Genomic DNA, 12,695 nt, shown 5'->3' with positions numbered 1-12,695 from the left:
GCCTCTCGACCGTACGTCCGGGATGACACTCGGTGCCCGAGTGCTGGCGGGAGCCATCGTCGCGTACCGTCGTTGGATAAGCCCGGCGCTGCCGGCCCGCTGTCGGTTCTACCCGTCGTGCAGCGCGTACGCCCTGGAGGCGGTCTCGCGGCACGGTGCGCTTCGGGGAGTCGTCCTGGCGGTCCGGCGGTTGTTGCGCTGCCACCCCTTCCACCCCGGTGGATATGACCCGGTGCCGGAGCCGGGCGCACGCCGCCATGCCGATGTGACTGGAGCCCCGAATTGAGTCTCGACTGGATCTACTGGGCGATCTCGTGGATCCTGCTGCTGTGGCACTCCGCCTGGGACGCCATCGGGGTGTCGGCGGGGGCGGTCCTGGGCACCAACTGGTCCTGGATCCTGGCGATCATCTTCCTGGTGGTCACCCTGCGGGTGATCCTCTTCCCGATCTTCGTCAAGCAGATCAAGTCGCAGCGGGCGATGCAGGCGCTCCAGCCCCAGCTGAAGGCGCTCCAGGAGAAGCACAAGGGTGACCGGGAGACGCTCCAGAAGGAGATGATGGAGCTCTACCGGAAGGAGAAGGCCAACCCGCTGATGGGCTGCCTTCCGATCTTCCTGCAGGCTCCGGTCTTCATCGGCCTCTTCCACGTGCTCCGCCGGCTCGACCCGGCCAACCAGGGCAAGACCCGGTACGGCTGGACCGCCGAGCAGTTCGAGAGCGCCACCCACGCCCGGCTCTTCGACGTGCCGATCGCCGGCAAGTTCGGTTCCACCGCCGCCGAGCTGGCCCGGCTGAACGCCAACGGCGTCTCCGTCAAGATCCTGGCCGGTGTGCTGGTGGCCATCATGATCGCCACCACCTACCTGACCAGCCGGCAGATGATCCTCAAGACCGGCTGGGCCGAGGACCCGCAGCAGCGCATGATCCAGCGGCTGATGCTCTACGGCATCCCGGCCTCGCTGCTGGTCTCCGGTGCGATCTTCCCGATCGGCGTGGTCATCTACTGGGTGACCAACAACCTCTTCACCCTCGGCCAGCAGCAGTGGGTGCTGCGCAAGTACCCGCCGCCGCCCACCCCCAGCCGGCTGCCGAAGCCGGGCGAGTCGACCCGCCGCCCCACCGGCACCGGCACCGGGACCGGCAACCGTCGTACCACCGACTCCCGCAACCAGGCGCAGCCGGGCAAGCCGGCGAAGCCCGCCGGGCGGTTCGGGCGGTCCAAGGCCAACGGCGCGCAGCCGGAGAAGCCGGCCGTCGACACCAAGGCGCTCGCCCCCAAGCCGGGCGCCAAACCGGTCAACCCCAAGAAGGGTCGTCCGGCGAAGCGTCAGGGTTGACGCGACCGGCCACCGACCGCAACTAGTCGGTCGGTGGCCCGGTAGGACTTCTGGGCCGTGCTGCCGCCAGCGCTGGCGCCGGACCGGAGTCCGCCGCGCCCCGCGACGACGGGCACCGCTGCCCGCAAAGACGTGCCCGTGGCACTCGGCGATCTCCCGCCGGGCCCCGGGAAACCAGCGGGACCGTACGGTCCGGCCGAGAGAGTACGGAGATGAGACGGTGACCGACACCAGTATTCCGCGCGCCGAGCAGCCCATCGGCGACACCGATCCGGTCCTGTCGGCGGGTACGCCTGCGGAGGCCGAGACCACCGAGACCGCCACGGTTGCCGGGGACAACACGGACGTCCGCCCGGACGACGTGGCCGACGCGGACGACGTGGACGGCGAAGAGGACGAGGACGAGGAAGACGAGGAAAGCGGCGAGGCCGCCAAGGCGACCAACGGCGGCCGGCCGGCCGGGGCCACCAGCGACGCCGACCTGTTCCGGCAGAGCGAGATCGCCGCGGACTACGTCGAAGGGCTGCTCGACATCCTCGACTACGACGGCGACATCGACGAGCTGGTCTCGGCCGGCCGGCCGGTGGTCGAGGTCGTCGGCGGGCGGTTGCAGGCGCTGGTCGGGCAGCGGGGCGCCACCCTGGAGGCGCTCCAGGAGCTGACCCGGCTGGCCGTGTTCCGGCAGACCGGTTCGCCGAGCCGGCTGCTGCTGGACGTCGGTGGCTACCGGGCGACCCGCCGCAAGGAGCTGTCCGCGGTCGCCAAGAACGCCGTGGAGAAGGTCAAGCAGCACGGCGAGGCCGTACGGCTGGAGCCGATGTCCGCCTTCGAGCGCAAGTGCGTGCACGACGTGGTCAACGCCATCACCGGGGTGGAGAGCGAGTCGGAGGGCGTCGAGCCGAACCGTCGGATCGTCGTACGTCCGGTCGACTGAGCGGTCGATGACGAACCGTTCCGTTTCCGGCCCGGGTGGCGAGTCGCCGCCCGGGCCGTTGCCTGTGCACGTCGGGCAGGACACCGTGCCGGCGGTACCGCTGCCGGCCGAACTCGTCGAACCCGCCCGTACCCTCTTCGCGGACCGGCTGCCGCTCGCGGCCACGTACGCGGAACTGCTGGCCGGTCCCGGTGTGCTGCGCGGTCTGATCGGCCCCCGGGAGACGCCCCGGATCTGGGACCGGCACCTGCTCAACTGCGCCGCGGTGGCGGAGTTCATCCCGACCGGAAGCTCCATCGTGGACGTAGGTTCGGGCGCCGGGCTGCCCGGAATCGTCCTCGCGATCGCCCGTCCGGACCTGACAATCACGCTGGTCGAGCCGCTGGCCCGGCGGGCCGTGTTCCTGGCCGAGGTGGTCGACGCACTCGACCTCGGGGAGACCGTCACGGTACTGCGGGCCCGGGCGGAGGAACTGGCGGCGAGCCGGCGCGAGGGTGCCGGTGGTCGGCGTCGTCGTCCGACCCGTGCCGGCCGGACCGGCGGCCCGCTTCCAGCGGCTCCCGGCGCTCCGGTGGAACTGGCCGACCTTCCGGCCGACCTGCGGGTACCGGCCGACATCGTGACGGCCCGTGCCGTCGCGCCGCTCGACCGGCTCGCCGGTTGGTGCCTTCCGCTCGCGGTGCCCGGCGGTCGGCTGCTGGCGCTCAAGGGGGCCAGCGCGGCCGACGAGGTGGCCGAGCACGCCGAGGTGGTACGCCGGCTCGGCGGTTCGGCACCGGTTGTCCGACAGGGTGGCCGTGGCGTGGTCGACCCGCCGACGACCGTGGTGGAGGTGGTGCGGGAGCGCGCCGGTCGTCCGGCGGCAACCGCGTCGCGCACGTCCGGCGGCCGGCGGGGCGGTACGCCGGGCGGACCCCGGTAGCGACGCTCCCCGCACCGCACTGTTCCCTGACTCGGCCGCGCTCCTGGCCGGCTCGTCGTTCGCTCGACCCACAGTCCACCTGGCTCGCTGCCCGCCACGTCCTCCCGCTTGACGAACGGCTCGTCCGGGTTGGTCCGGCCGGCCGGCGAGTTGGTGGGCGGCGGGCCGGCTATACCCTGGGCCGGTGACGCTGCCCCTGCCGCCCGGCGAGTTCCAGGCGTACCTCTTCGACTGCGACGGCACCATCGCCGACTCGATGCCGTTGCACTACACCGCCTGGCAGCAGGCGCTGGCGGAGTGGAACTGCGACTTCCCGGAGGATCTCTTCTACGCCTGGGGCGGCCGCCCGGTGGTGGACATCGTCGGCACGCTCAACGAGAGCCAGGGCCTCGCCATGCCGGCGGAGGAGATCGCCCGGCGCCGGGAGGACTGCTACCGCGACCTGCTGCCCGGTCTGACGGCCGTACCCGAGGTGTTGCACCACATCGACCAGGCGCACCGGCGGCTTCCGCTGGCCGTGGTCTCCGGCAGCACCAGGGAGTCGGTCACCGCGTCCCTGGAGACCCTCGGACTGCTGCACAAGTTCGACGTACTCGTCTGCGCCGACGACTACACCTTGGCCAAGCCCGACCCGGAGGGCTTCCTGCTCGCCGCCCGCCTGCTGGACGTTCCGGCACAGTCCTGCCTGGTGTTCGAGGACACGGAGCTCGGCATCCAGGCGGCCACCGCAGCCGGGATGGCCTCGGTACGGGTACCGCAGCCTCGGCAGCGCCCGACCTCCGCCCGGAAGGACCGTTCCGGGGACGCCCCGGCAGCACTCTGACGGAAACGTTTCCGCAGGCCACGTCGGCGTGACGGCGGCGAACGGTCGACGGCATCGTTCGGTCGACGGCACCGTTCGGCCTCCGACGTCGGTTGCCGACGAAGGGTCGACGTGGCGGATGGCTTCGGTGCCTGTCCCGCCGGCACAATTGTCGGCGGCCGGGCGGGGTCGTCGAATTCACTGACCAGACCCGGTGTTCCAGAGAGATATGGGCAGCGGCACCATTTTCATCCTACGGACAGCCGTGGCCCTATTTGCCCAGCGGCCGTAGGCTGACCGCGCGTCGATAGTGTAGACCGGGCAGCGGGTGGCGCCTCAGGCCTTCGCTGCTTCTTGCCGGGCCGCACGCTACGCCCGAGGCGCGGGCATGGGCGCTGACCGGGCCGACACCATCCGAAGCTGGCAGGGATGACACGGTGCATGACAACGGTAGGTATGACGACTCAGAGATGACGGACGCCGGGGGCTACCACTCCGGCGGCGCCGATGTTTCACGTGAAACCGACTACGAGGGTTGGTCTGCCAGCGGTCGGGCTCGGCCGCAGGGTCGAGCCGACGCCTCCGACGGCCAGTCACCCGGGTACGACTCGACGCCGCCGCGCGGTCCGAGTCGTGGTACCGCCCGGGTCGGGCCGCCACCCGGCTCGCCGGAGCAGGGCACGCCGGTGTACCACCAGCCGGGTTCCCCGTTCGCGCCGGAGCCGTCCGGCTCGGCAGGTGCAGCGGAACTGCCCCGCCAGTCGGCGCGCGGACCGGAGCCGGACCAGTCCGGGGTCGGCACCGAGCGCCAGCGGCCCGCCGGCCGGGCCACCGCACCGACGTTCTCGGCGCCGCCCGACGTACCGCCGCGTCCGGTGGCTGCGCCGGTCGGTGGTCAGGACCAGGCGGCACCGGTCGGGCCACCGGCACCGGCGGGTGTCGACGGGGCGGCCCGGGACAGCGGCCGTCGGGTGGCCGAGCCGGAGCCGACGACCGACACGCCGCCCGTGGTACCGGAGCCCTTCCCCGAGGAGACCCCGCCCGACGCGTACGTTTCACGTGAAACGCCGTCGCGCGAACAGGACGATCCCCCGTTGGCAATGGAGGCAATGCGCGCTGTGCAAATCCTGAACCCGAGTGGCGAGGTGACGATGCCACGCCCCGATCGACCACGGATCATGTGCGTCGCGAACCAGAAGGGGGGCGTCGGCAAGACCACCACCACGGTCAACCTGGCGGTGGCCCTGGCGCTGCACGGCAACCGTGTCCTCGTCGTCGACCTCGACCCGCAGGGGAACGCCTCGACCGGACTCAACGTGCCCCACCACGCCGGTGTACCGGATGTCTACGACTGCCTGATCGACAACGTGCCGCTGGCCGAGGTCGCCCAGGGCGTCGAGGGCATCCCCGACCTGTGGTGCGTACCGGCGACCATCGACCTGGCCGGAGCCGAGATCGAGCTGGTTTCGGTGGTGGCCCGGGAGTCGCGGCTGGCCCGGGCGATCGCCGGCCACCCGGAGAAGTTCGACTACGTCTTCATCGACTGCCCGCCCTCGCTCGGCCTGCTCACGGTCAACGCGCTCTGCGCCGCCCAGGAGGTGCTGATCCCGATCCAGTGCGAGTACTACGCCCTGGAGGGTCTCAACCAACTGATCAACAACATCAACCTGGTACGGCAGCACCTGAACCCGACCCTGGAGGTCTCGACGATCCTGCTCACCATGTACGACCGGCGCACCCGGTTGGCGGACGCGGTGGAGCAGGACGTCCGGAACCACTTCGGCGACAAGGTGCTGCAAGCGGTGATCCCGCGCAACGTGCGGGTATCGGAGGCTCCGAGCTACGGCCAGTCGGTGATGACCTACGATCCCGGTTCGCGGGGTGCCACGAGTTACTTCGAGGCGGCCCAGGAGATTGCGATGCGTGGGGTCAGAGAGTCTGTTGGCCGCAATGCATAGCTCGGTTGAGGCGTCGGGAGGCGTGGCATGAAGAACCGTCCGCGGGGCGGGCTGGGTCGGGGACTGGGCGCGCTGATTCCGACCACAGCGGAACCAGCCGCCGGGGTGGTGACGGCGGAGCCTCCGGCCGGACGTACGGAGGCCGCCACGTCGACGCTGCCCGCCGAGTCCTGGCCGGCGTCCACGCCCCCCGCTCCGGTGCAACCGCCCGAGCCGGAACTGGCGCCCGTTCCCGGTGCTCGGTTCGCCGAGATCCCGCTCGACGCGATCGTGCCCAACCCGAAGCAGCCACGGCAGGTCTTCGACGAGGACGCCCTGGAGGAACTCAAGCTCTCGATCCAGGAGGTCGGGTTCCTCCAGCCGATCGTGGTACGCCAGCTTCCCGGCGACCAGTACGAGCTCGTCATGGGCGAACGACGCTGGCGGGCCGCCCAGGCGGTCGGCAGGGAGGCGATTCCGGCGATCGTCCGGGAGACCCGGGACGACGCGATGCTCCGGGACGCGCTGCTGGAGAACATCCACCGGGCCAACCTCAACCCGCTCGAAGAGGCGGCGGCGTACCAGCAACTCCTGGAAGAGTTCGGGGCCACGCACGAGGAACTGGCCCGGCGGATCGGTCGGAGCCGCCCGCAGATCTCGAACACGATCCGGCTGCTGAACCTGCCGCCCGAGGTACAGAAGCGGGTGGCCGCCGGAGTGCTCTCCGCCGGGCACGCCCGGGCGTTGCTCAGCCTGGAGGATCCGGCCGCCCAGGAGGAACTCGCCCGCCGCATCGTGGCCGAGGGGTTGTCCGTACGGGCCACGGAGGAGGTCGTGAAGCTGGCCGAGATCTCCCCCAGCCGTCCCAGCCCGGCGGCGCGGCGTGCCAAGGTGCACGCCCCTGGGCTGACCGACCTTGCGGACCGGCTGTCGGATCGGTTCGACACCCGGGTCAAGGTCGACATCGGCCGTAACAAGGGGAAGATCACTATCGAGTTCGCCACCGTCGACGACCTTGAGCGGATCGTCGGTCTCATCGGCATGACGGGTGGGGAAGACGAGCCCGACGAGTTGGACTGACCTCCGATCGCGCCTGCCGTTCGGTACGGCGGTCGGCGATCTCGACACCGCGCAATGGCCACGGCCCCGGATGGATCGGGGAAGTGGCCATTGACGTATCCGGGTGGCGGATCGACCCGCTTGTTTCACGTGAAACCAGCGAGGGTCGGTGAGGGCTGCAAGCAATCGGGCGTACACCCGGGCGCCCACTGCTCGTCATCCTTCCTTCGGATCGGTTGGCGCCGGGCGTCGATCGGGTCAGGGGCTGGGGGCGAGTTTGCTCGCCGAGCGACGCGGGCCGCCTAGAGGCCGACAGCCCGGCGAATCAGCTCGACCCTGAGCCGGGGCCGGCGACGATCGATTGTCGCGCCAGGGGCGATCTCAGACGCTTCTCCGAGTGGCCTTCGACCAGGACCCGCCGCCGGGGCCGCGCCGGTCGGGTGGGTGCCTGGACTCCGGCGCGGTTCGCGGGGTGGTCGGGTCGCCGGGACCGCGTCGGATCGACTGTGGTGTCGGACCGGTCGTCGGTGCCTGTGGACGACGAGGATCTTCGGCGCATCCGGGGCGCGGACCGAACAGTCGCGCGGGTGCCGGTGGTGGCCCTGCGTCCCGCCTACTCGGTTGACAGAGACGGGTCGCGGAGTGGCGAGAGGTAATCCACAGGAGTTGTCCACAGGTACCCCTCGTTTCACGTGAAACAGCGCGTGGAACGAGGTGTGGGCCTGTGGATGACGGAGTGCAAACGAGCCCCGGGGAACGGCGTCTGGCGTCGTGCGGGCGGCGGCTCCGATCGTTTGGCCAGGATTGGCGATCGTTGGCCGGGGTGTGGATAACCGCGTGTCGGAAGTGGAACGAAGACCGGTAGAGGCCCGGCAGAGGCTCGGCACGGAGGAGCCGCGTACCGCCTTCGGTGCCGCTTCGCCCGAGGATTCCGGCACCGGCGGTCCGTCGGTGCTGGACGGCTGTGGCTGGCCGAACGGCTTGCCCTGATCTCGCCGATCGACGGCCAAAACAGGGTAGGGACAGCGGTCCCGAACTCGGTTAGGGTCAGCGTCGTGCCCCACACCCCTCCCGCTGTACCAGACTTCACCAGGTGGCCTTCGTTCCCCTTCGAGGGCGAGTTCCGGGTCAAGCAACTCGACGAGCCCGTAGCGGTCGAGCCGCTGCGCAAGGGCGAGGGTTCCGGCGAGTGCCACTCCTGCAATGCTCCCGACGACGCGTACATCTGGGTCAGTGAACGCTGGCGGGTGCGCGCCATGGACCGGCCGACCGGACTGCCGATGGTGCTGATCCTCGAATCGCGCTCGCATCTGGACCTGGGCGACCTGCCCAATCTGCTCGCCGCCGAACTCGGGGTGATGACGGTACGGCTGGAGCGGGCCGTACGGTCCCTCGACGGGGTGGCCCGGGTGCACGTGAACCGCTGGGGTGACGGCGCCGCACACCTGCACCTGTGGTTCCTGGCGCGGCCGTACGGGCGGCTCCAGTTGCGGGGCACCTTCCTGTCCCTGTGGGACGACATCCTGCCGCCGATTCCCGAGTCACAGTGGCGGGAGAATCTGGCAATGGTGGCGGCCTGGCTCGCCGAGTTCGGTGGACGCCCGCTGGCGGAGCCGCCCCGCATCCAGTGGCAGGCACCGTCGAGCCTGGCTCAGCAACTCAGCGCGGAGCAGTCGGCCGGCGTACCGTTGGCCGACGCCTCCCCGGCGAGTCCGTCCGATCCAGCCGCCGCGCCGGCTGCGACACCCGCGTCCGCACCGGCACCGGCAGCGATCCCGGCTCAGGCAATGCCTCCGGCTCAGGCGTCCGCGTCGACTCAGGCTCCGGCGTCGTCGCCCGCAGCGGAGGGCAGGGCGGAGGGCAGGGCGGAGTCGACGGGAACGGAGTCGGCAGCCCCGGCAAAGGATTCCGGTCCGGCCGCAGGCCGCGAATCACACGGCGACCCGGCCACCCGCGCCTTCTGACAACGACCGCCCAGCAACGACCGCCCAGCAACGACCGCCAGCAACGAGGGCAGGCAACACCGGGCGGCCAACGACCGCCCGGCAACGCAGGCAGGCGACGACAGGCGGGCGACGATCGACCCGGTGGCGGTGGCGGTCAGGGTTGGCCGAGGGTCCGGCGTCGGGACGCGCGGGCGACCAGGGTACGCAGCAGTTCGCCGAAGTCGAGGCCGGCGGCGTTGACGGCGAGCGGCAGCAGCGAGGTCTCGGTCATCCCCGGCGACACGTTCACCTCCAGCACGTGCGGCTGGTCGGACTCGTCGACGATCAGGTCCACCCGGGACAGGTCCCGCAACCCGAGCGCCGTGTGGGCGGCGAGGGCGGTCTCCGCCACCCGGGCCGCCGCGGTGGCGGAGAGCCGGGCCGGTGCGTGCCAGGTGGTGAGTCCGGCGGTGTAGCGGGCGGCGTAGTCGTAGACGCCGTTGCGGGGCACGATCTCGACGGCGGGCAGGGCGCGCGGACCGTCGCCCAGGTCGACGACGGAGACCGCGACGTCCATTCCGGGTACGAAGCGCTCGACGAGCGCCGTCGAGTCGTACGCGAAACAGCCGACCATCGCTGCCGGCAGTGCTCCGGGGTCCCGGACCACGGCGGCGCCGAGACCCGATCCGCCCTGGGCCGGCTTGATCATGAGTGGCAGTCCCAGCCGGTCGACGATCCGGTCGAGCACCGCCACCGCGCCGAGTTCGGAGAACCGGTCGTGCGGCAGTGCCACCCAGTCCGGGGTGGGGATGCCGTCCTCGCGGAGTACCGCCTTCGCCGACGGCTTGTCCCAGGCGAGCCGGGACGACCTGGCGTCACAGCCGACGTACGGCACGTCGCAGATGTCGAGTACGCCGCGCAGCGAGCCGTCCTCACCGGTCGACCCGTGCAGGGCGATCACCACCGCGTCCGGCGGATCGTCCCGGAGCACCGGCAGCAGCGAGACGTCCGCGTCCCGGAGTTCCGCCTCCACACCGACCGAGCGGAGTGCGTCGAGCACCCGTCGGCCGGACTTCAACGACACGTCCCGCTCGTACGACAGCCCGCCGGCGAGCACCAGGACGCGCAGGTCCGCCGTGGCCTCCCGTGGTACGAGGTCAGGCCATTCGGCGGCCTGGAGCGGATCGTCGGCTGAGTGCGTACCCATGCCGGAGATCATGCCAAGTCGGGACCTGGCACGTCCGCGCCGGCCTGCCCACGACGGCGGGAGGGGCTGCCCACGGTGCCGAAGACCTCCCGCATGGCGGTCTCCTGCTCCATGACGGTTGCCAGCCGGCGCACCCCCTCGCGGATCCGCTCCGGCGGCGGGAAGGAGAAGTTGAGCCGCATGTTGCCGGTGCCGGTGCCGTCGGCGTAGAAGCCGGTGCCGGGTACGTAGGCCACCCGGGCGGCGATGGCGCGCGGCATCATCGCCTTGGCGTCCAGCCCGTCCGGCAGCGTGGCCCAGACGAAGAGGCCGCCACCGGGCTCGGTCCAGCTCGTGCCGGCCGGCATGTAGTCGGCCAGCGCGTCGAGCAGGGCGTCCCGGCGCTCCCGGTAGACCTCGCGGTAGATCTTGAGCTGCTGCCGCCAGGGCATCGTCGACAGGTAGGTGGTGACGGCCGCCTGGGCGAAGGCGCTCGGGCAGAGGATCTGCGCCTCGCTGGCGATCACCAGCTTGTCGCGTACGGCGTGCGGGGCCAGGATCCAGCCGACCCGGAGCCCGGGTGCGAACGTCTTGGAGAAGGTGCTCAGGTAGAACACGCCGTCCCGGCGGCGGGCCCGCAGCGGCGCCGGAGCCTCACAGTCGAAACCGAGCTGGCCGTACGGGTCGTCCTCGACCACCAGCAGGCCGGCCCGCTCACAGATGTCCAGCACCCGCTCCCGGCGTTCCTCGGTCAGCGTCACGCCGGCCGGGTTCTGGAATGTCGGAATCGTGTAGAGGAACTTCGCCCGGCGCCCGGAGCGGGCGACCTCGGCGATGGCCAGTTCCAGCGCCTCGGGGATCAACCCGTCGGCGTCCATCGGCACGTGCACGACCTGGGCCTGGGCACTCTGGAAGACGCCGAGCGCGCCGACGTAGGTGGGCCCCTCGGCCAGTACCACGTCGCCGGGGTCGAGGAAGAGCCGGGCGATCAGGTCCAGCGCCTGCTGGCCGCCGACCGTCACCACCACGTCCTCCGGGGAGGCGCCGCAGCCGACGTCGATGCCGGAGAGCGCCATCACCTCGCAGATCCGTTCCCGCAGTTCGAGCGTGCCCTGACCGATGCCGTACTGGAGGGTGGTCGCGCCCTGGTCGGCGGCGAGCTTGTTGAGCATCTCGCCGACGGCGTCCAGCGGCAACGCGGCGATGTAGGGTGCGCCACCGGCCAACGAGACGACCTCCGGACGGCTGGCGACGGCGAAGAGAGCTCGGATCTCCGATGCCGTCATGCCGCGTACCCGCCGGGCGTAGCGGTCCGTGTAGTCGTCCAGCGTCGTGCCGGTCATGCCGCCTCCTCGCTGTGCTCCTCCGTCGTCACGACCGCCGCGACCGGGCCGCTGACACCCGCGTTCTGCCAGGTCATGCCGCCTCCCGCCACGCTCGTCGTGCCGCCGTCCTGATGGCTCGGGACTCCGCACCGAACGCTGTCCCCGGCGCGTCGGTCCCCGGCACGTGGGTTCCCCGAACAGGTCGACCTGATCCGCCCGGGCACCCTCGGCGCCTGGAACGCCGCGCCCCACGCTCCACCCGGTCCGCTGGTGCTCCGCTGTGCGGGCGGGTCGGCGGGGGTCGGCCGGCAACTCCGCCGGTCGGCGCTCGTCGCTCGATCGTAATCCGGCTCACGCCGTCCGGGCGTCCGCCCAGCGGGCGGTCCACATGTCGGACCGGTTGACCTGGCCGAGCGTCGGCTGACCGGGCGCAACGGTGCGTAGTCGAGCTGTCCTCTCCCGAGGCGGGTGGTAACGGCGTACGATCGCTCGTTGGGGGTAGGGACCGGAGATGGTGATATTTGCGGTCTTTGGACCTCCGGGATGATTTTTGGGGATGCGCCGATGTCGCGACGTCTGGTCAGTCTGACCCTCGACACTCTCGAAGACCTGCCCCGGCCGTGCCGCCAGTGCGTCTACTGGGAGCTGGATCCGGTGGCGGCCGAACGCGCCCGCGAGGCCGGCGATCCCGGCCTGGAGAAGGAAGCCTGGGTCTCGCAGACGCTGCTGGAGTGGGGCTCCTGCGGAAAGCTGGCATACGTGGACGGTATGCCCGCTGGATTCGTCATGTATGCCCCGCCGGCCTACGTTCCCCGGTCGATGGCGTTTCCCACCTCGCCGGTCTCGGCCGACGCCGCGCTGCTCACGACGGCACACATCGTCACCGCCTTCGCCGGTGGCGGGCTGGGCCGGATGCTGGTCCAGGGCGTGGCCCGGGACCTGACGAAGCGGGGGATCAAGGCGATCGAGGCGTTCGGCGACGCGAAGTTCGGCGACGCCGGGGAGGGTGCCGGCGGCTGCGTCGCCCCGGCCGACTACTTCCTCTCCGTCGGCTTCAAGACCGTACGTCCGCATCCGCGTTTTCCGCGCCTGCGGCTGGAGTTGCGTACCGCGTTGTCCTGGAAGTCCGACGTCGAGTACGCGTTGGAGAAGCTGCTCGGCTCGATGAGCCCGGAGGGGCTGCTCCGGCCGGTACGCCCGGCCACCCGCTCGACCTCGACCGCCGGCTGATCCGGCGACCGGGGCGGCTCAGGCCGTGATCGGGCCG

Annotated in this window: 10 protein-coding genes and 1 pseudogene; 9 read left to right on the top strand and 2 right to left on the bottom strand. The window is 71.2% G+C overall.

Annotated elements, in window-relative coordinates; translation table 11 throughout:
• The first annotated feature begins 22 nt into the window (after window positions 1–22).
• The 8 genes and pseudogenes from yidD to Pen02_RS19810 all read left to right on the top strand — a co-directional run bounded on the left by yidD (window position 23) and on the right by Pen02_RS19810 (window position 8,956).
• On the top strand, window positions 23–286 hold the full coding sequence (gene yidD, locus Pen02_RS19845) for a membrane protein insertion efficiency factor YidD (protein WP_203867583.1): 264 nt from the start codon (window positions 23–25) through the stop codon (window positions 284–286).
• Window positions 283–1,338, top strand: coding sequence for a membrane protein insertase YidC (gene yidC, locus Pen02_RS19840; RefSeq protein ID WP_203867582.1), 1,056 nt, complete (start codon window positions 283–285; stop codon window positions 1,336–1,338). The genes yidD and yidC overlap by 4 nt, the downstream gene beginning before the upstream one ends.
• Window positions 1,339–1,810: 472 nt before the next feature.
• Window positions 1,811–2,272, top strand: a pseudogene (locus Pen02_RS19835) (Jag family protein); the annotation flags it as partial.
• A 7-nt stretch (window positions 2,273–2,279) separates the two neighbouring features.
• Window positions 2,280–3,194: a 16S rRNA (guanine(527)-N(7))-methyltransferase RsmG gene (locus tag Pen02_RS19830; protein ID WP_203867581.1), complete on the top strand. Its 915-nt coding sequence runs from the start codon at window positions 2,280–2,282 to the stop codon at window positions 3,192–3,194.
• Window positions 3,195–3,378: 184 nt separating this feature from the next.
• A complete protein-coding gene (locus Pen02_RS19825) occupies window positions 3,379–4,017 on the top strand; it encodes an HAD family hydrolase (protein ID WP_203867580.1) in 639 nt (212 codons plus the stop codon).
• Between the two features lie 950 nt (window positions 4,018–4,967).
• Entirely contained in the window at window positions 4,968–5,954 is a 987-nt protein-coding gene (locus Pen02_RS19820) for a ParA family protein (RefSeq protein WP_443678483.1), read from the top strand.
• 27 nt (window positions 5,955–5,981) lie between these two features.
• Window positions 5,982–7,013, top strand: coding sequence for a ParB/RepB/Spo0J family partition protein (locus Pen02_RS19815; protein WP_203867579.1), 1,032 nt, complete (start codon window positions 5,982–5,984; stop codon window positions 7,011–7,013).
• 1,034 nt (window positions 7,014–8,047) lie between these two features.
• Window positions 8,048–8,956, top strand: a complete 909-nt coding sequence (locus Pen02_RS19810; protein ID WP_239140990.1) for a hypothetical protein — start codon at window positions 8,048–8,050, stop codon at window positions 8,954–8,956.
• A gap of 136 nt (window positions 8,957–9,092) precedes the next feature.
• On the opposite strand, the gene Pen02_RS19805 is transcribed toward Pen02_RS19810, so the two are convergent.
• Window positions 9,093–10,124, bottom strand: coding sequence for a D-alanine--D-alanine ligase family protein (locus Pen02_RS19805; RefSeq protein WP_203867578.1), 1,032 nt, complete (start codon window positions 10,122–10,124; stop codon window positions 9,093–9,095).
• 8 nt (window positions 10,125–10,132) lie between these two features.
• Window positions 10,133–11,446: an aminotransferase-like domain-containing protein gene (locus Pen02_RS19800; protein ID WP_203867577.1), complete on the bottom strand. Its 1,314-nt coding sequence runs from the start codon at window positions 11,444–11,446 to the stop codon at window positions 10,133–10,135.
• A 546-nt stretch (window positions 11,447–11,992) separates the two neighbouring features.
• Here Pen02_RS19800 and Pen02_RS19795 point away from each other — a divergent pair.
• Entirely contained in the window at window positions 11,993–12,658 is a 666-nt protein-coding gene (locus Pen02_RS19795) for a GNAT family N-acetyltransferase (protein ID WP_203867576.1), read from the top strand.
• The last annotated feature ends 37 nt before the right edge of the window (window positions 12,659–12,695 follow it).

The organism is Plantactinospora endophytica (assembly GCF_016862915.1).
GTDB classification, from domain to species: domain Bacteria; phylum Actinomycetota; class Actinomycetes; order Mycobacteriales; family Micromonosporaceae; genus Plantactinospora; species Plantactinospora endophytica.
This window is presented reverse-complemented; position numbering and strand designations above follow the sequence as displayed.